This window comes from Sediminibacter sp. Hel_I_10 (assembly GCF_000688335.1).
Lineage (GTDB): Bacteria > Bacteroidota > Bacteroidia > Flavobacteriales > Flavobacteriaceae > Psychroserpens.
Map to the genome: position 1 here is coordinate 3,822,197 of NZ_JHZX01000001.1, position 21,854 is coordinate 3,844,050.

Genomic DNA, 21,854 nt, shown 5'->3' on the forward strand with positions numbered 1-21,854 from the left:
TGTATTTTGATGTCTATCATTTGTGATTGATAAAATTATTATGTGGTCACCATAATAATAACTAATTTTGTAGCAACTAATTTGACTAAAACTAGCTTTTAATGAAGGATTTATTTGAAAAGATTTATAGAGATAAAGGGCCTTTAGGAAAATGGGCCTCTCAAGCAGAAGGTTACTTTGTTTTTCCTAAACTGGAGGGCCAAATATCCAATAGAATGAAATTTCAAGGAAAGGAGGTCGTTACCTGGAGTATCAATGATTATCTAGGACTTGCGAACCACCCAGAAGTGAGAAAGGTAGATGCAGAAGCTGCTGCACAATATGGCTCAGCATACCCAATGGGTGCAAGAATGATGTCTGGACATACAGACCTTCATGAGCAATTACAAAAAGAACTTGCTAGTTTTGTGAGTAAGCAAGCCGCTTACTTATTAAATTTTGGTTACCAAGGTATCATGTCTACTATTGACGCTTTAGTGGCTAAAGATGATATTATTGTTTACGATGTAGATTCTCACGCCTGTATCATTGATGGTGTAAGACTCCACATGGGAAAACGTTTTACTTACAAGCACAATGATATTGAGAGTTTAGAGAAAAATCTTGAGCGTGCCACTAAAATGGCAGAGCAGACAGGAGGAGGTATTTTAGTGATCTCTGAAGGGGTTTTTGGAATGCGAGGTGAGCAAGGTCGTTTAAAGGAAATTGTAGCGCTTAAAAAGAAATTTAATTTTAGATTTTTAGTTGATGATGCGCATGGTTTTGGGACCCTTGGTAAGACAGGTGCTGGTGCTGGAGAAGAGCAAGGTGTACAAGACGATATTGATGTTTACTTTGCAACCTTTGCGAAATCTTTAGCAAGTACAGGTGCATTTATTGCAGGCGATAAAGAAATTATTGATTATTTAAAATATAACTTACGTTCGCAGATGTTTGCAAAATCGTTGCAAATGCAATTGACCGTTGGAGCGTTAAAGCGCTTGGACATGTTGAGAACGATGCCAGAACTTAAAGAAAAGTTATGGGAAAATGTAAACGCACTTCAATCTGGATTAAAAGATAGGGGTTTTGACATTGGAACTACGCAAAGTTGTGTAACACCAGTATATTTAAAAGGAAGTATTCCAGAAGCTATGGCCTTGGTTCGGGATCTTAGAGAAAATTATGGAATATTCTGTTCTATAGTAGTTTATCCTGTAATACCTAAAGGGTTAATTTTACTAAGAATGATTCCTACAGCTACGCATACCTTACAAGATGTAGCTGAAACCTTAGACGCTTTTGATGCAATTAGAACGCGTCTTGAGAATGGAACTTACAAGCGACTTTCTGCTGCTGTTATGGCTGCAATGAGGGAGTAGTAGTTTAAATTATAATTAAAAAGAAAACCGATAATCTCATTTAGAGTTTATCGGTTTTTTTTCTGTTGTATTAAAAAAATGTTTGTAAATAAATTCGACGAAGAAACATACGCCAACTATCGAAAGGGCTACAATAACTCCTGTTGGATTGCTTTTAAATTGCTGAAATATCAATACTACTAATGATATGATGCACAGTACAAATCCAAATAAAGGAACCCATCTATTGGCGCCAATTTTATCATGAATTTTAAAGCCTGTATAGTTTACTGCAGAAAAAACAATAAGGAACCCGACGCTACCAGCCGTAGATATGCTTTCCAAGTTTAATAGATTAACCAATGTTAAGGTGGCTACTGCTGTAATGATTAACCCGATGGGTTGGTTCCAGAGTTGGCTAGTGAGCTCATGAGGTAATTCATCATCTTCCGCAATAACATAACTTACACGACTACCACCATAAAGCGAAGCATTTATTGCTGAAAATGTAGAAATCAAGGCAGCTATCGTCATTACTGTAAATCCGGCTTGTCCCAACATGGGTTTTGAGGCTTCGGCGAGGACATACTCTTGGGAAGATTTGATGGTATCAAAGGAGAGTGAACCAACTGTAACTATAGAAATAATGATATAAAGTAAAATCACAAAGCCAATGGAGTAGTAATAAGCCTTTGGAATGTTTTTCTTAGGGTTAATGAGGTCTGATCCAGAATTCGCTATAAGCTCAAAGCCTTCATAAGCTACAAAAATCACCATTCCTGCAGTTAGGATTTGCATCGGACTTTCCCAATTAGAGACCATAAGTTGTGAAGTGTTTGCATTTCCGAAGAGTCCATAAATACCAATCCCGATAAAAGCGATAAGAATTATCAATTTTATAGCTACCGAATAAGATTCAATTCTGCTCACCACTTTAATGCTGTAATAGTTAATTAGGGTTGCCAAGATAACAATGGCACTAGAGTAAATATGCGTGTCTATAGTTTGGCTTCCTGTGATATCAAAAAGATTGGGAGCATAAGATCCAAATGCCGAAGCATATAAAGACAGCATGATGATGTAACTTACCCAAAGAAGGTTATTGATACCGCCGCTAAAGATTGTTTTACCGAAGCCTTCATTAATATACTTTACAGTTCCACCTTTATCGGGGTAGGTCAAAGTCAATTTTACATAACTGTAAGAGGTGATAAAGGCAACAATGCCTGCAAATAAGAAGGCAACGGGTGTTGCACCCTTAGATAAGGAGACAGCTAAACCAAGAACGGCAAATATACCGCCACCTACCATCCCGCCAATTCCAATGGCCATGGCGTCTTTTAGTTTGATTTTATCGTTGCCCATCAGTCTTTTTGATGAAATGATTTTATTCAGAAAATAAAGTCTAAATAAGTGATTTTCTTAAGGTTTTTCTACGTTTATATACTTTGGGATCAAAGTGTTTCCAGATTTTGTGAATCGCTTCATTATCCTCTAATTCGGGAGTTCTAAAACAGGTCTGAATCCCCTTTTCTGTAAACGTTTCGTAATACTCATTAAAGATCACAGCATGAACACCTTTGTTCTGGTACTCAGGATGGATCCCGATAAGGTAAAAAATAACGTCTTTACTATTCTTTTTCGCATTCAAAATATAACTGAACCCAAAAGGAAAAAGCTTGCCGTTTGCCTTTTTCAAAGCTTTAGCAAAGGCTGGCATCACAATAGCAAAACCAACAAGTTCATCATCTTTGTCAACCACAAATTTGATGTATTCTGGATTTACAAAACTGATGAATTTTTGTTTGAAATACTCCTTTTGAACATCTGTAATAGCAACAAATGAAGCTAAAGATGAGTAGGTGGCATTAAACAAGTCAAACATTTTATCGGCATAAGGCATGACCTCTTCCGTTTTGGTAAAGACCAATGCTTTAAGTCCGTAGCGTCTCTTGATGAGCTCTTGTGCTTTTTTAAAAGTCTCGGGCTTAACATTGGCAAACGGGAAGGTGCTTTCAGAATAGTGTTTTTCAATAACGTACCCATGCGCTTTATAATGATCTATATAATAGGGGTCATTGTACCATGTAATCATTGGTGCGATAGAGTCGAAACCTTCGGTCATGACGCCAACCTTATCAAGGTTTGAAAATCCAACTGGCCCTTCCGTAAATTCTAATTGATTTTCTTTTCCTATACGTTCTACTTCAGCAAGAAGTGCTTTAGAAACGTCAAGGTCATCGATGAAGTCAAACCATCCAAAACGCATTTTCTTTTGTTGCTGCTCTTTGACTTCTAACCAATTGATAATTGCGGCAATGCGACCTACAAGTTCACCATCTTTAAATGCTAGGAAAAAACGCGCTTCGGCATCTTGAAAAATAGGGTTTTTGCTTTTATCAAAGGTCTCTAATTCTTGTTTGATTATTGGTGGAACCCAATATTTAGAATTTTTATAGATTTTAAAAGGAAATTTTACAAATTGGGTAAGTTCCTTTTTAGACTGGATTTCTTTTACTTCAATCATAGTATTTCGGACTTAAAGGCTGCCGTCATCATCAACGTCATTTGTTCTTTTCTTTTTGCCCTTTTTAGTTTTTGGTTTTCTTTTATCGGCATCCTCCACAGAGTTGCCATTGTCAATTTCTTTATCCTGATGAAAATCAAAGCGGTAGGATGCGCCAAAATTGACACCAAAAACTGATGGAGTGTCTTTTGCATTGAACGTTAAAGCGGTATCTAACTGGAAATTCTTACTCATTAAATAACCGCCTCCAAAACGAAAGAGATTGTCTGCATAAAAATCGCTTTGGATGCCTTGCGTTTCAGCAAAAATCACCCATTGAGGATTAAAGGAATGTGTAAGTGTCACGATGTATTGAAAGTCTGAGTAGTCTGTGCCTATTCTATCTTTAAGAAAATTCATGACTAAAACCCAGCCACCAGAAAAATTATTTTGGGTTGCAATCATCACTTTTGGACTAAAACCTTCTACACCAGGCGCAGTGTAAGGATTGTCTGCTGTATCAAAATTAGCACCACCATAGATGGAGATCGCAGGTATTAGTGATTTCCATTTAAATCCTCTATTGGCATAATAACTATATAAATTAGGCTTTTCTTCTCCTGCCTTTTTGTAGGGATCATAAATCAAGTATTTAGCTCCAATAGTGAAATTTTTAAAATTAGACCTTTTGGTATCGGCACTAATCAAAGATCGATTATCGGTAAAGGTATCATTTTGATAAATCCCTTCAATATTGATTTCTAACTCCTCAAAGAACAATCCGTAACGTGCCGTAAAATCTGCTCCAAACCCTGAGACCTCATATTTAAGAGGTGTATGCTCTTCTTTTACAATATAAGGGCCTACTTCAAATTGAAGCACATTGGTGCCCACAGAAAATGCACTTTTTGAAACACCAGGTCTATTGGAGTTGATCACATCTGTATACTGTGCAAAACCAAGGTACGACACGAGGAATAGGAGTGCAGGCAGTAAAGTCTTTAACATAAGTGTAGGGTTTCGATGAAGGTCAAATATAGAGATTTTAAACAATTTTTAAGTATTTATACTACATTTTAAAAACAGATAATTGTATTTTTGAGCAAAATTGAAGTCATGCTACAAACCGCGTCTTTAATGGGGTTTTTGAGAACGATATTAATTATTTTATTAATATACTATGGTGTAAAAATCTTAGCGAGATTGTTTGCACCATATTTTTTGCGATACATGTCTAAAAAAATGCAGGAGCGTTTTGGTGGCCAATTTCAGCAGCAACAAAGACAGCGCACCCAACAAAAGAAAGAAGGAGAAACCATAATTGATAAAGTTCCTAAGTCTCATCAAGAATCAGATAAGACCGTGGGTGAATATATTGATTATGAAGAGATTGATTGAAATCGAGCTTTTGTTTCGAGGTTTGACTTTTTTTGGAAAGACGATTAGATGTCATCCTTTTTAATACTGTTAAAGGGGATTTTCCCAAATATTGATTACATTTCATCTTTCAACATATTTAACTAGCTTTCATGTCCTTACCTTTTAAAAAAATCCTACCGCATGTTCTTGTTGTTGTAGGATTTATTATTATTTCATTAGCTTATTTTAGTCCAGTATTACAAGGCAAAGAGATTCTGCAAAGTGATATCATGCACTACATTGGTATGGCTGAGCAACAAAAGGAATTTAAAGCCTCTACAGGAACAGAAACCTATTGGACCAATAGTGCTTTTGGAGGCATGCCTACCTATCAATTGGGTGCTAGATATCCACATAATTATATTAAAAAGTTAGATCTCACTTTACGTTTTTTACCACGTCCCGCAGATTATCTATTTATTTATTTATTAGGTTTTTACATCCTGTTATTGGCATTAAAGGTTGACTTCAAATTGGCGGCTCTCGGAGCCTTGGCTTTTGGTTTTTCAACCTACCTCATTATTATTTTAGGAGTGGGGCACAACAGTAAAGCGCATGCCATTGCTTACATGCCTTTGGTTTTGAGTGGTATTGTTCTTACGTTTCGAAAGAAATATATTTTTGGGTTTTTATTAACCGCCGTAGCCTTGGGGTTAGAACTGGTCGCTAATCATCCGCAGATGACCTATTACTTGCTGTTTTTGGTAATCATTTTAGGGATGGCTTATTTGATTGATGCATTTAAGAAACAGGCGTTGCCACATTTTTTTAAATCTGTTGGGATTATGGCTGTTGCTGCCATTATTGCCATAGGTTTAAATGCGACCAATCTCATGGCGACGCAGCAGTATGTCAAAGAAAGTACACGCGGACAAAGCGATTTGACCATTAATGCCGATGGGTCTCCTAAAGAGGTGACCTCAGGATTGAGTAAAGATTACATTACAGAGTATAGTTACGGGTTGCTCGAAACCTTCAATCTGTACATTCCGAGGTTTTTAGGCGGTGGTAGTGGAGAAGACGTTGGTAAAGACTCTGCTTCTTATGAATTTTATAAAAACATAGGTGCTAATCCTACACAGGCCTTACAAGAAGTTAAAAACACCCCTACATATTGGGGTGAGCAAACCATAGTTGAAGCACCAGCCTATATTGGAGCTGTTGTGCTGTTTTTGTTTGTATTCGCGTTATTTATGGTTAAAGGGCGTTTAAAATGGTGGCTTGTGGGCGGTACAGTATTTTCACTTATTCTATCTTATGGAGATAGTGCTCCATTTGCGTTTTTGACAAATTTCTTTATCGATTATGTGCCACTTTACAATAAGTTTAGAGCGGTAAGTTCCATTCAAGTCGTATTAGAGCTATGTATTCCTGTGTTGGCAATTTTTGGATTAGTCAAGCTTTTTAATGATTTTGAAAGTGATGATAAAAAGTTGAAGGCACTTAAAATTTCCGCAGCCATTTGTGCCGGACTCGCCCTTATGTTTTTGCTTTTCAAATCTGCAATGTTCGATTTTGTTGGTGCCAACGATGGTTACTACAGAAACGCTTACGGCGAATACGGCCAAGCTTTTGTAGATGCTCTTAAAGAAGATCGAAAAAGCTTTTTTACGCAAGACACCCTGAGAACATTGATTTTGGTACTACTATCTGCTGGGGCCATCTTTATGTTTTTAAAGAAAAAAATAGGTCAAAATTTAGTGATAGGAATTTTTGCATTGTTGATTCTTTTTGATTTGGTAGGCGTTGATCGTCGTTATGTCAATACCGATAATTTTGTATCATCACTACAGGTAAATAAGCCTTATCAGGCCAATGCTGCAGATAAAAAGATTATGGAGGACAAGGATTATTTTAGAGTTCTTGATGTCTCTCAAGCCAGTCGAATGCCAGCCAGAGCAGCTTATTTTCATAACTCTTTAAGCGGGTATCATGCCGCGAAGTTGAAACGATTTGATGAAATTTATGATTTTCATATTGCTAAGAATAATGTGGAAGTTTTAGATATGTTCAATACGAAATACGTGATTGTTGAGGATGAGTCTGGACAGGTTACTGCGAGCACCAATTATACCAGTCCCAATGGCAATGCTTGGTTTGTTTCTGAAATAGAACTCTTGAATTCTGCCAATGCCGAAATTTTAGCTCTTGATAGCCTGAATACGAAAAGAAAAGCGGTGACGACGGTTTCAGAATTGAAAACAGAACAATTTATTTCAGATTCTACAGCGACCATTAGGTTGACAAATCATCAACCTAATGCCCTCTCCTATAAAAGCAGTAATCCTAATGATGGGTTTGCAGTGTTTTCGGAAATGTATTATTCGAAAGGATGGACTTCTTACCTCGACGGTAAAGAAGTCCCCCATTATCGAGTGGATTATACCTTAAGAGGCATGCCTATTCCTAAAGGAAATCATGTTATTGAATTCAAATTTGAGCCACAAGTCGTTCAAACAGGAAGTAAAATTGCTTTAGCCAGTTCGGTGTTACTTGGGCTCTTAATGATTGGCGGAATTTTTCTGAACATTAAACGAAAAAGGGAATAGCATAAGGCTCAATCAAGAGGTCTTTTTTGAGATATTTGTGCTATTGTTTTCAAATAAATCAGCATAAGGGTTTAGCCTTAGCTTTAAAAAGAGGTCTTACTCCAGCAAAAGTTCAATATGAAAAAAGCACTCATTATTACATATTATTGGCCACCTGCTGGAGGTCCAGGAGTGCAACGTTGGCTCAAATTTGTAAAATACCTTCCAGACTATGGCGTGGATCCCATTGTGTATTGTCCTGAAAACCCTAGTTATCCAATTGTAGACGAAAGTTTACTTCATGAGATTCCCAATACGGTTCAGGTATTGAAGCAACCCATTAACGAGCCTTATCGTTTCGCTAAGGTGCTCTCTCAAAAGAAATCGAAAAAAATTAGTTCTGGCGTAATTCCTAAACCTCATAATCAAACATGGGTTCAAAAACTAATGCTTTACGTGAGAGGTAATTTTTTTATTCCCGATGCAAGAAAAAATTGGATAAAACCTTCCGTAGCATTTCTTTCAGAGTATTTGAGCCAACATCAAATAGATACGCTCATCACATCTGGCCCACCGCACAGTCTCCATTTGATTGGTTTGGAATTAAAAGCGAAATTTGGAATCAAATGGCTGGCAGATTTTAGAGATCCATGGACCACGATAGGCTATCACAAACAATTGAAACTAACAAATTCTTCTCAAGAAAAACACCTGCAATTAGAACGTAAAGTATTGCAATCTGCAGATCATATTATTGTGACCAGTGACAATACTAAAAAAGAATTTGTATTAAAAACAGATAGCCCAATTACGGTAATTACTAATGGTTACGACAAGGTAATACAAGACCAACCTGCTAAAGATGATCAATTCACACTGTCTCATATAGGATCTTTACTGTCAGAACGTAACCCTCTAAAATTATGGGAAGCAATAGCAGAGCTCATCGCAGAACATCCTGAGTTTAAGGATAAATTTGAGCTTAAGCTCATAGGCATTACGAGTGAAGCGGTTCTTGAGTCTCTCCACCATCTCGGATTAAGTGATTACGTTAAAAATATAGGATATGTGTCACATAAAGAGGCTGTTATAGCGCAAATGACTTCTCGCGTATTGCTCATGGTAGAAATAGACTCTGAAGACACCAAAGTAATTATTCCAGGGAAATTTTTTGAATACATGGCTTCAGGCACACCTATCTTAGCGGTCGGTCCCAAAGACACCGATGTGGAACGTATTTTGAGAAACACAAATACAGGCGGCTATTATTACTACGATCAAAAACAACAGATGAAGTCTCAGATTTTATTGTATTTTGAGGCTTATAAAACCAATTCTCTATTTGTAAATGCAAGAAATTTGGATCAATTCACACGTAAATCATTGACTGCAGAACTAGCTAAACTCGTTTAGTAATAGATCAAAGTATGGTGATACAAATAGTAGAGATTTTGTTTTAAGAGCACATGGGCATCGTTATCAAGCAATCGTTTAGTAATACCATAACCACTTACCTTGGTTTTGGTCTTGGCGCTGTGAGTACTTTATTTCTGTATACTAATTTTATAAGTGATGTTTACTACGGCCTTATAGCCTATATTCTTTCTGCAGCCAATATCATGATGCCGCTCATGGCTTTTGGCGCACACAATACCATTGTTAAATTTTATTCTTCGCTTAGAACCAAAAATTCACTCAACAGTTTTTTAACATTAATGTTGTTTTTGCCCTTAGCACTTACAATCCCTGTCGGCCTAATTGGTTATATAGCATATGATGCTATTGCAGGCATTATCTCTACAAAAAATGAGATTGTAGGTCATTATTTATGGTATATTTTTATCACGGCCTTGTCTATGGCGTATTTCGAGATATTCTATGGTTGGGTAAAAGTGCAAATGCAAACTGTTTTTGGAAACTTTATGAAAGAAGTGTTTCATAGAGTGGGAGCAATGCTCTTATTATTCGCGGTGTATTTTGAATGGATTTCGGCGGATCAATTTATCATTGGCCTAGTTGGTACCTATGTGCTGCGAACGTTTATTATGATGCTCTATGCCTTTAGTAAACGACTACCCGTGTTTAAGTTTGATCGCATAGATAAATTAAGCTCTATTATTAAATATTCTACCTTAATCATTGTCGCTGGTTCTGTTTCTACCTTGATTTTGGACTTGGATAAAGTGATGCTTAATAATTTTATTAACTTAGAAAAAGTAGCCTATTATAGTGTCGCCGTTTTTATTGCCACAGTTATAGCAGTACCGCAACGTGCCATGCATCAAATTCTTTTGCCTTTAACGGCACAGTTTTTAAATGCTAAGGATAAGGTGGCTCTAAAAGATTTATATCAAAGAAGTTCTTTAACGCTCTTTGTTGTTAGTGGTTTGGTCTTTTTATTGATTGTTCTTAATATCAATCAGCTCTACGAGATTATTCCAGAGAAATTTGGAGGAGGTTTAGCCGTGGTATTTTTAATTAGTATTGCGAAACTGTATGACAATCTGTTGGGCAACAACAATGCCATATTATTCAATAGCGACTACTATAGAGTAGTATTGATTTTTGGATTCTTACTCGCTATTTTAGCAGTTATTCTCAATCTATTTTTTATTCCTAGATATGGAATAAATGGTTCAGCCTTAGCCACATTTTTAGCGGTTTTTATCTACAATTCAATAAAAATATACTTTGTAAAACTTAAATTTAAAATGCTTCCTTTTACTTCGGAAACTTTAAAGGTGGGGCTTTTAATTACAGCGCTGACGCTTTTATTTTACTACTGGGAATTTCCTTTTGATGCTTATTCAAATATTCTATTGAAATCTTTAGCCGTGAGTGTTGTTTATGGATTGGTGATTTTAAAGCTTCACATTTCCGAAGACATATCGTCTATGATTCTAAAGATCTTAAAACCAAAATCAAAATAGCGTTTTGGATTCTTAGTATAAAAAAAGATTCCCGCCTAAGCGGGAATCAATGAGAAAGTCCCATAAGGTGCTTTAAGGCATACAACTTAAGGGACAATCTACTAACCAACCAAAACAATCAATAGGTTACGAGCGTGATCTCGAAGATCTCACACTTTTATTATTTTTGTTACTTCTTGCCGGCGCATTAGATAAAGAACCTCGATTTCTTGTAGTATTTGATGAACTACTTCTTACAGATCTTGTGTTTCTATTATCGGCTTTACGAGATATACGAGAATTTGAACTGTTTGGTTTTCTAACAGATGTGGTTTTAGATCTCGTGGCATTAGTTCTAGGTGTTACCGTCCTTGAAGATCGGTTAGCACTGGTATTGTTTGAGCGGCTTCTAGTATTAGTATTTACTGCTCTATCGTTGTTACTTCTATTTGATCTTGAAACCGATGCATTACGATTGGTTTGTCTCGTTGGAGCATTTGCTGCAGAACGGTTTCGTGTTGAAGCTGTTGCTTCTTGTCTGTATCTATTGTTGATAGAAGAATTTCTACGTCCTGTAGTCGCTACGGCACCTCTTCTGCTATTTACGCGTACTGGTTGTCTATAATTATTAGCATAAGGTCTGTAGTACGCATGTCTCACTGGCACATAATTTCTTCTATAGGGTCTTGTGTTTACAATACAATACTGTCTTGCAGGCACAACGTAATAATTATGCCAAGGTCTATAGACATAACTTCTGTTGTAAACATTGATAAAACCAGTATAGTGAGAGAAAGCTCTATGTGTGTTGTAATACACATATAATCCTCCAACTCGATTAATACGGTCAAAGTTGTTATATCTAATAATAACGTCACCTACTTGGTTAACACGACCATAATAATCATAAAACACTGGTACGTTTTCAATTTGTACGATGGCACCAAAATCATCATACTGCACGTAAGGATTGTAATCATATCCAGTGTTAAAACTTATGGAGACGTTAGGCGTATTAATGCCTACATTAACATTTGGGCCATAATTAGGCATGTAAAAGTCAAATTGACCATCTGGGAAAACAGAGAATTCTACTCCTCCTTCAACGAAAATGAAAGAATTGCCGTAACCTCTATTATAACGATTAGAAGAATTTGAATCTGAGGTCTCGATAGATGTTGCGTTCGCTCCTGTGACTACTAAGAGCATCGCCGTAAATAGTGTTGCTAATTTTTTCATGATCGTAAAGTTTTAATTGTTACGATAGGATAAAAACAATTAGCGTGCCAAAAAACCGAATCAAGTATTATGTTTCTGATATACAGATGAATAAAATATTTTATTGAGTTTCGATAAGCTTAAAATATAATTCAGAAGCCATTGAAATGTAAATAAATCATCAAATTTTTGTTAATATATATCTTCGGTTTTATACATTTCAATTTGATAAAACTGTAATTTCGTTTTTACCTAAATAAACATAATGACATTGACAGAATTCGCACCTATCATAGAAGTTATTGAGGAAGCCTACGAAATCCCGCACCTCAATGCGACGCGAAAAATATCGGCAGTTTTGCCATACGATTATTATCAAACCGATAAGCGCTATCCGGTACTATATCTTCAAGACGGACAAAATCTATTTAATCCATTAGCTCTCTATGGAGATTGGGCCATAGATAAGTCTATGGAAAAATTGGCCGAGGAAGGTATGAGCGATATCGTAATTATTGCCATTGATCATGGTGAAGAGGAACGTATTAATGAGTATTTGCCTTATTATCACCCAAGATTTGGAGAAGGAAAAGGGAACTTTTACATCCAATTTATGATTGAGCGCCTGATACCCTATATTAACAATAACTTTAGAACTTTAACCGATTTTGAAAACACAGGAATTGGTGGCAGTTCTATGGGTGGACTTATAAGTCTTCATGCAGGGCTTTCTAATCCTGGAGTATTTGGGAAAATGATGATTTTTTCACCAAGCTTATGGATCTCTAAAACTATTTTTAATAACACCAAGTCTTTTGAGCCGTTAGAGGAATCAAAGATTTATCTTTATTCTGGCGGAAAAGAGAGTATAGAACACCTGCCAAATGCTCAAAAACTAGGGAGCATTATCAAAGAAAAAATGATCAAAGGCCATCGCATCGATTTTCATTTTTCCATTAATGAAATGGGGAATCATGCGGAAGTCCATTGGCGCGAAGAATTTCCTAAGGCCGTAAAATGGCTTTTTTTTAACTCATAACTATGACATACCAGCAAGCTAAAAACTTAACGACTTCAACAGATTATATTCTCCCTTGCCGTGCTTCGGAAATAGATCAAATCAAGAGTTATATTCCTATAGAAAAACCAGATTTTGACGGCGCTTTTGGAAGCTATCAATTGCTTTATGGCGCTGATGGTAATCGAATTTACCTTTTAGGTTTAGGAGGAGATAAGCACACTCCCAAAATAGAGGAGGCGTTTAGAAAATTAGCTTTTGAAACTCAAAAATTCTGGGGGAAGAACATTCAGGTATACGCTGAGAGCTTAACCCATCACGATATTAAAAAGGCTGTTATTGGTTTGGAAATGGCGACATATCATATTGCTGCTTTTAAATCTGAAATAAAACAGCAAGAAGCGCCAACAATAACATTTGTTTCAAGTTTTAAAGACATTGCTACAATTTTAAAGGAAGGTCAGTACACTGGAGCAACTATTAACCGCATAAAATCATTGGTTGATGCTCCTCCAAATGTCAAAACTCCGGAATATTTAGGGGATTGGGCAAAGTCTTCCGCAGAAAACTCAAATTACAAATGCACTGTTATTAAAGGAGAAGCTCTAAAAAATCAGGGGTTTGAAGCAGTGATTTCCGTAGGGAAAGGAAGTGTTCACCCACCAGTTGTGATCGTATCTGAATATTATGGTGCAAAAAAAGATGCGGTAGATATCGCATTGGTAGGCAAGGGCATTACGTTTGATTCTGGAGGTCTGTCTATTAAACCCTCAACCAATCTTCATTACATGAAAAGTGATATGGGAGGTGCAGCCGTAGTACTGGGTGTTATTGAGCTTATAGCAAAATTGAAGCTGAAAATTAATGTGGTTGGAGTAGTAGCTTCCGCAGAAAATGCAGTAGATGGTAACAGCTATCGTCCTGGAGATGTGATTAATTCGTATTCAGGCAAAACTATTGAAATCATAGATACCGATGCCGAAGGACGTTTGGTTCTAGCAGATGCTTTGAGTTTTGTAAATCAAAAATTTAAACCCACATATTTAATTGATTTGGCAACTTTAACCGGTGGTGTTGTTCGTGCCTTAGGGTATTCCGCAGCAGGCATGTTTACCAAAAACCAAGAGATGGCCGAAGAAATGTCCAGCTTAGGAAATACGGTGCATGAACGTGTTTGGCAATTGCCATTATATGAGGATTTTGAAAGTGATCTTCACTCTGATATAGCCGACATTAGAAATTTTAGTGGCAAGTCCATAGCAGGTGCTATCAATGCCGCAAAATTTTTAGAAGTTTTTACAGACGCACATTACCGTTGGATGCATTTGGATATTGCTGGAGTTTCTTTTGGAGATTCTCCCTATGCTAAAATGAAAAGTGCTTCAGGTTATGGCATCCAATTGATTACAGCATTTATAACGTCTAAAGTCTCAAAATAATATCAGATTTTTCGTAATTTTAACGGGATATCTTATTTGATATTTTTAATTCAGATGGTGATGATATCAATTTAAAAATATGATTATCAATTTATGAAATACTTTAATTAAACTAAAAACACATGTCAAAGCTGCAATTGAATTTTCTCTGTATTTCTACATATTACAAGGGTGTTGATTTTTTGAAAACCTGTAAAGCCGATGGGAATCATGTGTATTTATTAACCAAAAAGAAATTGGAACATGAGGCTTGGCCTTGGGAAGCTATAGACGATGTATTTTACATAGAAGATTGGAATCAAAATGACGTTGTAAAAGGGATTGCCTATCAATTTAGAAACATAAAGTTTGATCGTTTTGTGGCTTTAGATGATTTTGATGTGGAAAAAGTTGCCTTGCTGCGGGAGCATTTTAGATTACCAGGTATGGGAAGAACAACGGCCCATTATTTTAGAGACAAGTTGGCAATGCGCATGAAGGCTAAAGAAGAAGGCGTGAATGTACCTGAGTTTACGTCGCTTTTTTATGATAATGATATCAATGCTTACGCAGATCGTGTGGAGGCACCTTGGTTACTTAAACCTCGTATGGAAGCCAGTGCTACGGGAATAAAAAAAATTCATAGTAAAGAGGAGCTATGGCAAATTGTAGACGGATTGGGAGATGAGCGCGACAATTATTTAATTGAAAAGTTTGCTCCTGGAGATGTATATCATGTTGACGGTCTCAATAACGAAGGAAAAGTGGTGTTTTCTAGAGTAAGTAAATATTTAGACACTCCTTTTGAAGTGGCTCACGGCGGCGGTATTTTTAGATCAGCAACTTGTGAGATCGGCTCTAAAACAGAAAAAGCACTTCAGAAAATGAATGCTCAGGTGATGAAAGCCTTCGGAATGCAGTTTGGGGCATCACATACAGAGTTTATTCAAAGTAAGTCAACCGGTGGACTGTTTTTTCTTGAAACCTCTTCTAGAGTTGGTGGTGCTAACCTTGCAGAAATGGTTGAAGCCGCTTCTGGCGTAAATCTGTGGGGAGAATGGGCTAAAATTGAAGCTGCCAACTTGCGCGGGTTATCCTATAGTCCTCCTAAATTGAAAAATAAATATGCAGGAATTGTTGTATCTCTTAGTCGTTTTGAACATCCAGACACCTCTAATTTTAAAGACGCTGAAATTGTTTGGAAAATGCATAAAGATTGGCACATCGGCATAATCGTGGCGTCAGATTCTAGCCAACAGGTATTCGATCTTCTTGAAAAATATACCCAAAGAATTGCTAAGGAGTTTCACGCCAGCATCCCCGCTCCTGATAAATCGTTATAGACTTCTTTCAAATTTATATTAAACTATCTTTTTAAACAGATAGTGAATATGCCTTAATCTAAACCTTATTAAGGTGTTGTGACTTCCACGTTAAAGAATGGCACTAGGTTTAAATTAATAAGTATCTCACCTTTCTATTTTTTATCTTTTCACTGAGAAATTGCTATAAATCAATCTTTTTATAGAGTTTTTTACCCGTATTCTATTTGGGCTTTTTTTTAAAGTTTATAATAAAATCTTACCTCAATTATAAAAATGGGTTAACGTTAAAATCGATAAAACACACACTTCAACGATAAAACACTGAGATTTGTTATCCTAATAATATATGGATGTTTGAGTTAGCAATAGGGATAGGTTTAGGAGTTTTAGGATTTATGATCTTAAAAGTTTTGTTTAAAGATGTTTTAGAAATCGATAATAAAGTAAACTATGAGAACAAGTATAAAATACCAAGTCGGTTTAGAAACCCTTCAAAAAATTCTTCTAACTAGCCTAAAGGCAGAGGCTTCTTACGAGCACTTGATGTCACAAACTAAAAATGAAATCATTTTTAAGTGGCTAGAAAACCGTAAGGAATGCACAACAGACTTTATTCTTAAGGTCTTAACCCAATTAGAGAATATGGAAGCAACTGCTCCACAAATCTCTAACATTCAATATAAATTATTTAAGTTACTATCAGATATTAAGTCTTTGATTTTTCCTAAAGGAGATGCAGATATCATTCGAGAAGGTATCAACGTGGATGGCCAATACCTCAAAGGCCTAAATGAAGTCCTTAAGGACCCTACTATTACAGATACGCTATACAGCTTATATAGCAAACAGATAGAATTACTTAGAGCTTCAGTAAAACAAGTAGAAACAGATCAAATTATTCTTCAGTAGTCAAGGTTTTTATTTCAAATTATTTTCCAGTTTTTAAGTTGCAATGCAACGCTTTTTAGGGTTTCATAATTGAGCTATCTTTTTCTCTTTTTAATATTATAGTTCTATGTCAGTATAACTATATTTATTTTGTAAATTTGCCTGCGTTTAACAGCGCAACATGACAACTACAAAGTACATTTTTGTAACTGGAGGAGTAACCTCTTCATTAGGTAAAGGAATAATTGCCGCCTCTTTGGCAAAATTGCTTCAGGCTCAAGGTTATAGAACTACAATTCAAAAATTAGATCCATACATTAACGTCGATCCAGGAACTCTCAATCCATATGAACATGGGGAGTGTTACGTGACAGATGATGGTGCAGAAACCGATCTTGATCTTGGTCATTATGAGCGCTTTCTTAACGTGCCAACCAGTCAGTCTAATAACGTTACCACTGGGCGCATTTACCAAAGTGTGATTCATAAGGAACGTCGTGGTGAGTTTTTAGGAAAAACGGTTCAAGTTATCCCTCATATAACTGATGAGATAAAGCGACGTATTCAAATTTTGGGGAAATCTGGAGATTATGATATCGTTATTACCGAGATTGGTGGTACTGTAGGTGATATTGAATCCTTACCTTATATAGAAGCCGTTAGGCAGTTGAAGTGGGATTTGGGAGAGGATAATGCTATCGTTATCCACTTAACCTTAGTGCCATATTTGTCTGCAGCAGGTGAATTAAAAACAAAACCAACCCAGCACAGCGTAAAAACCTTAATGGAAAGCGGCGTTATGGCCGATATTTTAGTGTGCCGTACTGAGCATGAACTTCCTGAAGATTTACGGGATAAATTAGCCAAATTTTGTAACGTTCGTAGGGAAGCGGTTATTCAATCTATAGACGCATCTACCATTTACGACGTACCAAATTTGATGTTAGATCAAGGTCTGGATAAGGTTGTGCTTAAAAAATTGGCGTTAAACAGTTCTGTACCAGATTTGACCCATTGGAATCAGTTTCTAAGTCGTCATAAAAATCCTACCGTAGAAGTTACTATCGGACTCATTGGAAAGTATGTAGAATTACAAGATTCTTATAAGTCCATTTTAGAAGCATTTATTCATGCCGGAGCAGAAAACGAGGTAAGGGTTAAAGTAGAATCCATACATTCCGAATATATTACTTCCAAAAATGTAGCAGAGAAATTAGGTCACCTTCATGGTGTTCTAGTTGCTCCAGGCTTTGGGGAGCGCGGTATTGAGGGCAAAATTGAAGCCGTAAGATACGTTAGAGAGAGCAATATTCCATTTTTAGGAATTTGCTTAGGTATGCAAATGGCAGTTATAGAGTATGCTCGTAATGTATTGTCTATAGCCGATGCCAATTCAACTGAAATGGAAGAACGTACTAAAAACCCAGTAATTGACTTGATGGAATCTCAAAAAACCGTCATCGATAAGGGAGGTACTATGCGTTTGGGTTCTTGGGAATGTGACCTTTTAAAAGATAGTTTAGCCTATAGTATTTATGGTCAGTCTAGCATCAAAGAGCGTCACCGTCATCGTTACGAATTCAACAACAGTTTTAAAACTCAAATTGAAGATGCAGGAATGATCGCCTCAGGTATCAATCCAGAAACGGGCTTGGTAGAGATTGTTGAAGTACCAGACCGTAACTGGTTTATTGGTGTACAATATCATCCAGAATATAAGAGTACCGTAGCCAATCCGCATCCACTTTTTGTGGCTTTTGTAAAAGCTGCATTAGATTTCAAAACAAATACAAATAGTGTCAGTATGGCACAAAAACAATAGTTGGATAGTTTTTTGGTAAACAAAAATCATATGCTCTAAAAACGTTTCAGGTGATATACCGATATTTTTGGGACCGAGATGTTTGAATTTAATGACTATGGAAGAAAAGAAATTTGACTTAAAATCGATCATAGGCTTTGTGCTTATTTTCGGAATTTTAATCTTCATGATGTGGAAAAATCAGCCCACACCTGAAGAATTAGCAGAACAAGAGCGGCAAGAACAGATTGCTGCAGAGAAAAAGGCAAATGCTGAAAAAGGCGATACAGATGAAAAAGTAGTTGTAGCCGAAGATTTTTCTAACGGAAACGGGACAGATTCAGTACAGCTAGAAAATTTAAAAAATAAATTAGGAGCCTTTGCTTATTCGGCAACACTTCCATCGGCTAATGAAAGTGAAACGACTGTTGAAACCGACGTGTTATCGCTAAAATTCAACAATAAAGGTGGATTTCTTTCCGAAGTAAAATTAAAGAACTACGTTGATTATGACTCGGTTCCTATTTATCTTATTCAAGATGGTAATGAGTTTTTCAACATCAATTTTGGCACTGCAGACAATCGTATTTTAAATACCAAAGACCTTTTCTTTGAACCAACGGTCACTAAAAACGGAGATAATACGGTGGTATCTATGAAACTGAAGGCTTCTGGCAATCAGTTTTTAGAATACCGTTATGAACTTCAGCCAGATAATTACATGATGGATTTCTCTATCAGATCTAAAGGTTTAGGCTCGGTAATCAACAGCTCTCAAAATATTGATTTGGACTGGAAACTTAAAACTTACCGTCATGATCAAAGCATTAGTTATGAAAATAGATATACGCGATTAACTTACATGCATGACGGTGATAAGATCAGTAAACTTAATCAAACTGGTACTGAGGAAGAACTTATAGAAGATGTCAGATGGTTGTCTTATAGACAGCATTTCTTTAGTTCTATTCTTGTAGCAGAACAGCCTTTCAAATCTGCAACAATCTCTACAATGGATTTAGTTGAAGACGAAGAAGTAGATTCTGTATTTACAAAACAATATACATCAAAACTACCATTAACTTTTACAAATGGCGAGGCCAACAACAATTTTAAGTTTTACTTTGGCCCAACAGATTCAAAGATCCTAAAGCAATACGATTATGAGCTCGATGAAAGTATCCCGTTTGGATGGGGTATTTTTGGGTGGATTAATAAATCTTTATTTATTCCGCTATTTAGCTTTTTAAGTGGCTTTTTACCTTACGGTATCGCCATTATTGTAATGACCGTTCTTATTAAGTTAATGATGTCGTTTGTACAATATAAGCAGTTCTTGTCTCAAGCTAAAATGAAGGTGCTTAAGCCAGAATTAGATGCAATTAGAGCGAAGCACAAAGACAACAAAATGAAGGCACAGCAAGAAACCATGGCCTTACAAAATAAGGCAGGAGCAAGCCCTCTAGCGGGATGTTTGCCTGGTCTTATTCAACTGCCTGTATTTTATGCGTTATTTATGTTTTTTCCAACGGCTTTCGCTTTGCGTCAAAAGAGCTTTCTTTGGGCAGACGACTTATCGTCTTATGATGTGATTGCACAATTGCCGTTCACTATTCCGTTTTATGGTAGTCACGTGAGTTTGTTTCCAATATTGGCAGCAATTGCTATTTTCTTTTACATGAAAATGACCACAGGACAACAAGCAGCATCACAACCTACACAAGAAGGAATGCCAGATATGGCGAAAATGATGAAATACATGATCTATTTCTCCCCGCTGTTGATGTTGGTGTTCTTTAATAAATATGCTTCGGGATTGAGTTTATATTATTTTATTTCTAACTTAATTAGTATTGGGATCATGCTCGTGATCAAGAATTTTATTTTAGATGAAGATAAGATCCATGCGCAGATTCAAATGAATAAGAAAAAGCCTAAAAAACAAAATAGGTTTCAGAAGAAAATGGCAGATATGATGGAGCAAGCCGAACAGCAGAAGAAAGGAAGATAGTTAATTGTTTTCTGATATATATTCCTCAATAAGAAAATCCGATACATGAAGTATCGGATTTTTTTTGTGCTCATGCATCAACACCAAGTAGCTTTTAGATTGGATCATTAGCACAACTGAAATCGTAAGCTTTAAATAGTTTTCTCTGTTGGAATAAACAATTATTCTTAACACTATTCGAACAGCAGCTAAGGATTAAAAATTGGTACATAATATATTCATTTACACTTCAATCTTATTGATACCCAAGACAGATTGGTATCGTTTAAAATGACTATGGCTTATGTAAGGTGTGAATTTAAAATTATGGATAGAGCTATTTTTTAAGACGCATAAAAAAAGCACCTCAAAATGAGATGCTTTTGTTTTATTTATCTTTGAATTAAATTAATCTTCTTGTAGTGGCAACAGGACTTGATCAATTGCGTGTACAACCCCATTGGTCGCTTGTATATTTACTAATTCTGGTATGATATTACTTACTCTATCATTATCGTCAGTAACCGTTAATTCTGTTGCATCCAAACTAATATTTCCTCCCAAAGATGGGAACGATCCATTTAATCCAGCTAATCCAGATGATTGTACGTTACCAGCGCCTGTAATATGGAAAGTCAAAATAGCATCAACAGTGGCAGTATCTACATCACCTAATGCTGTTTCCCCCGAAGGATCCAAATCAAGTAATAAAGCTTCGAAAGCCGCATTTGTAGGCGCTAATATTGTAAATGGTCCAGCGGTCGCATCCGAAACTGTAGGGATATAGCCTCCTGAAACAGTTGGAGTTCCTGAATCCGCAGATGCTAATGCAGCAACCAAACTTGATAAGTTAGGATTAGCTAATGCATGATCTGCAATAGTTGGAGGCATAATTACAGAATTAACAATATGCACAACTCCGTTGGTAGCCATAATATCTGCTGTAATTACGTTTGCTCCAGCGTTGATATCGGTACTATTTTCTGCACCCCCATTTAATTCAACGACATTGCCATTAATATTAAAATACAAACTTAAGTTTTGGTCGTCGGCACCTGAACCCAAAGTGTTTACGTATCCAGATCCAGCAGTTGTAAGATCACTAGCCATAATTGTTTCGCCACTAATGACATGGTTTAATAATACGTTTTCTAATATATCATCAGGCACATCAGCCAAAGTCGCCCAGCCATTTGCACTTAGAAGTGCGGCAAGAGCATCATTTGTAGGTGCGAAAACGGTAAAAGGACCGTCACCTTGAAGAGTCATATCCAAATCTGCTTCTTCCAATGCAGCCACTAAATTAGTTAAATCAGCACTAGCATCTGCAGTCGCAAATATGTTTAGCAATGTTGGCTCAGGAACCGGTGTTGTTGCGTCGTCGTCATCGCTACAAGCTTGAAAAGCAAATACCACAAATAATAGTGGTAATATTTTAATCGTTTTTGAAATAATTTTCATTCTTTTGAGTTTTTTGTGAATAGTTATTATTAA

The 21,854-nt window shown here is 36.4% G+C and carries 16 protein-coding genes; 11 read left to right on the forward strand and 5 right to left on the reverse strand.

All coding sequences use genetic code 11. The annotated features are described in order from the left end of the window. The first annotated feature begins 101 nt into the window (after positions 1 to 101). Positions 102 to 1,361 carry an aminotransferase class I/II-fold pyridoxal phosphate-dependent enzyme gene (locus P176_RS0117265; RefSeq protein WP_026755874.1) on the forward strand — a complete coding sequence of 420 codons (1,260 nt, stop codon included), beginning with the start codon at positions 102 to 104 and terminating at the stop codon, positions 1,359 to 1,361. Positions 1,362 to 1,397: 36 nt separating this feature from the next. Here P176_RS0117265 and P176_RS0117270 read toward each other — a convergent pair whose 3' ends face one another. The 3 genes from P176_RS0117270 to P176_RS0117280 are packed head-to-tail and all read right to left on the reverse strand — an operon-like array spanning position 1,398 to position 4,854. Next, positions 1,398 to 2,705, reverse strand: coding sequence for an APC family permease (locus P176_RS0117270; RefSeq protein ID WP_026755875.1), 1,308 nt, complete (start codon positions 2,703 to 2,705; stop codon positions 1,398 to 1,400). Between the two features lie 40 nt (positions 2,706 to 2,745). Next, positions 2,746 to 3,867: a GNAT family N-acetyltransferase gene (locus tag P176_RS0117275; RefSeq protein ID WP_026755876.1), complete on the reverse strand. Its 1,122-nt coding sequence runs from the start codon at positions 3,865 to 3,867 to the stop codon at positions 2,746 to 2,748. A gap of 12 nt (positions 3,868 to 3,879) precedes the next feature. Continuing rightward, entirely contained in the window at positions 3,880 to 4,854 is a 975-nt protein-coding gene (locus P176_RS0117280) for a transporter (RefSeq protein ID WP_026755877.1), read from the reverse strand. 90 nt (positions 4,855 to 4,944) lie between these two features. Here P176_RS0117280 and P176_RS0117285 point away from each other — a divergent pair, with 90 nt between their 5' ends. From P176_RS0117285 to P176_RS0117300, 4 genes are all read left to right on the forward strand, one after another. Continuing rightward, on the forward strand, positions 4,945 to 5,244 hold the full coding sequence (locus P176_RS0117285; RefSeq protein ID WP_369793779.1) for a DUF4834 family protein: 300 nt from the start codon (positions 4,945 to 4,947) through the stop codon (positions 5,242 to 5,244). A gap of 131 nt (positions 5,245 to 5,375) precedes the next feature. Next, positions 5,376 to 7,814: a YfhO family protein gene (locus P176_RS0117290; RefSeq protein WP_026755879.1), complete on the forward strand. Its 2,439-nt coding sequence runs from the start codon at positions 5,376 to 5,378 to the stop codon at positions 7,812 to 7,814. A gap of 117 nt (positions 7,815 to 7,931) precedes the next feature. Continuing rightward, on the forward strand, positions 7,932 to 9,206 hold the full coding sequence (locus tag P176_RS0117295; RefSeq protein ID WP_026755880.1) for a glycosyltransferase family 4 protein: 1,275 nt from the start codon (positions 7,932 to 7,934) through the stop codon (positions 9,204 to 9,206). A 53-nt stretch (positions 9,207 to 9,259) separates the two neighbouring features. Further along, entirely contained in the window at positions 9,260 to 10,723 is a 1,464-nt protein-coding gene (locus tag P176_RS0117300; protein WP_026755881.1) for a polysaccharide biosynthesis C-terminal domain-containing protein, read from the forward strand. 126 nt (positions 10,724 to 10,849) lie between these two features. Here P176_RS0117300 and P176_RS0117305 read toward each other — a convergent pair whose 3' ends face one another. Continuing rightward, positions 10,850 to 11,941, reverse strand: coding sequence for a hypothetical protein (locus P176_RS0117305; RefSeq protein ID WP_026755882.1), 1,092 nt, complete (start codon positions 11,939 to 11,941; stop codon positions 10,850 to 10,852). A gap of 244 nt (positions 11,942 to 12,185) precedes the next feature. Between P176_RS0117305 and P176_RS19750 the strand changes: the two genes are divergently transcribed. The 6 genes from P176_RS19750 (at position 12,186) to yidC (ending at position 20,381) form a co-directional block, all read left to right on the forward strand. Further along, complete coding sequence (locus P176_RS19750) at positions 12,186 to 12,959, forward strand: alpha/beta hydrolase (RefSeq protein WP_051605554.1); 774 nt, start codon at positions 12,186 to 12,188, stop codon at positions 12,957 to 12,959. 2 nt (positions 12,960 to 12,961) lie between these two features. Then, positions 12,962 to 14,377 carry a M17 family metallopeptidase gene (locus tag P176_RS19755; RefSeq protein ID WP_051605555.1) on the forward strand — a complete coding sequence of 472 codons (1,416 nt, stop codon included), beginning with the start codon at positions 12,962 to 12,964 and terminating at the stop codon, positions 14,375 to 14,377. Between the two features lie 122 nt (positions 14,378 to 14,499). Continuing rightward, positions 14,500 to 15,699 carry an acetyl-CoA carboxylase biotin carboxylase subunit family protein gene (locus tag P176_RS0117320; protein WP_026755883.1) on the forward strand — a complete coding sequence of 400 codons (1,200 nt, stop codon included), beginning with the start codon at positions 14,500 to 14,502 and terminating at the stop codon, positions 15,697 to 15,699. A 432-nt stretch (positions 15,700 to 16,131) separates the two neighbouring features. Then, positions 16,132 to 16,590, forward strand: a complete 459-nt coding sequence (locus P176_RS0117325; RefSeq protein WP_026755884.1) for a hypothetical protein — start codon at positions 16,132 to 16,134, stop codon at positions 16,588 to 16,590. A gap of 160 nt (positions 16,591 to 16,750) precedes the next feature. Then, positions 16,751 to 18,391, forward strand: coding sequence for a CTP synthase (locus tag P176_RS0117330; RefSeq protein WP_026755885.1), 1,641 nt, complete (start codon positions 16,751 to 16,753; stop codon positions 18,389 to 18,391). Between the two features lie 97 nt (positions 18,392 to 18,488). After that, complete coding sequence (yidC, locus tag P176_RS0117335) at positions 18,489 to 20,381, forward strand: membrane protein insertase YidC (protein ID WP_026755886.1); 1,893 nt, start codon at positions 18,489 to 18,491, stop codon at positions 20,379 to 20,381. 387 nt (positions 20,382 to 20,768) lie between these two features. Here the strand turns inward: yidC and P176_RS0117340 are convergent, their stop codons facing one another. Then, complete coding sequence (locus P176_RS0117340; protein WP_026755887.1) at positions 20,769 to 21,821, reverse strand: fasciclin domain-containing protein; 1,053 nt, start codon at positions 21,819 to 21,821, stop codon at positions 20,769 to 20,771. Positions 21,822 to 21,854 lie beyond the last annotated feature (33 nt).

What these genes read in the sequence shown, in the direction of transcription:
- P176_RS0117275 (WP_026755876.1), bottom strand. Translation starts at nt 3,867, where the DNA reads ATGATTGAAGTAAAAGAAATCCAGTCTAAAAAGGAACTTACCCAATTT.
- P176_RS0117300 (WP_026755881.1), top strand. Translation starts at nt 9,260, where the DNA reads ATGGGCATCGTTATCAAGCAATCGTTTAGTAATACCATAACCACTTAC.
- P176_RS19750 (WP_051605554.1), top strand. Translation starts at nt 12,186, where the DNA reads ATGACATTGACAGAATTCGCACCTATCATAGAAGTTATTGAGGAAGCC.
- P176_RS0117290 (WP_026755879.1), top strand. Translation starts at nt 5,376, where the DNA reads ATGTCCTTACCTTTTAAAAAAATCCTACCGCATGTTCTTGTTGTTGTA.
- P176_RS0117325 (WP_026755884.1), top strand. Translation starts at nt 16,132, where the DNA reads ATGAGAACAAGTATAAAATACCAAGTCGGTTTAGAAACCCTTCAAAAA.
- P176_RS0117320 (WP_026755883.1), top strand. Translation starts at nt 14,500, where the DNA reads ATGTCAAAGCTGCAATTGAATTTTCTCTGTATTTCTACATATTACAAG.
- P176_RS0117295 (WP_026755880.1), top strand. Translation starts at nt 7,932, where the DNA reads ATGAAAAAAGCACTCATTATTACATATTATTGGCCACCTGCTGGAGGT.
- P176_RS0117340 (WP_026755887.1), bottom strand. Translation starts at nt 21,821, where the DNA reads ATGAAAATTATTTCAAAAACGATTAAAATATTACCACTATTATTTGTG.
- P176_RS19755 (WP_051605555.1), top strand. Translation starts at nt 12,962, where the DNA reads ATGACATACCAGCAAGCTAAAAACTTAACGACTTCAACAGATTATATT.
- yidC (WP_026755886.1), top strand. Translation starts at nt 18,489, where the DNA reads ATGGAAGAAAAGAAATTTGACTTAAAATCGATCATAGGCTTTGTGCTT.
- P176_RS0117280 (WP_026755877.1), bottom strand. Translation starts at nt 4,854, where the DNA reads ATGTTAAAGACTTTACTGCCTGCACTCCTATTCCTCGTGTCGTACCTT.
- P176_RS0117305 (WP_026755882.1), bottom strand. Translation starts at nt 11,941, where the DNA reads ATGAAAAAATTAGCAACACTATTTACGGCGATGCTCTTAGTAGTCACA.
- P176_RS0117265 (WP_026755874.1), top strand. Translation starts at nt 102, where the DNA reads ATGAAGGATTTATTTGAAAAGATTTATAGAGATAAAGGGCCTTTAGGA.
- P176_RS0117270 (WP_026755875.1), bottom strand. Translation starts at nt 2,705, where the DNA reads ATGGGCAACGATAAAATCAAACTAAAAGACGCCATGGCCATTGGAATT.
- P176_RS0117330 (WP_026755885.1), top strand. Translation starts at nt 16,751, where the DNA reads ATGACAACTACAAAGTACATTTTTGTAACTGGAGGAGTAACCTCTTCA.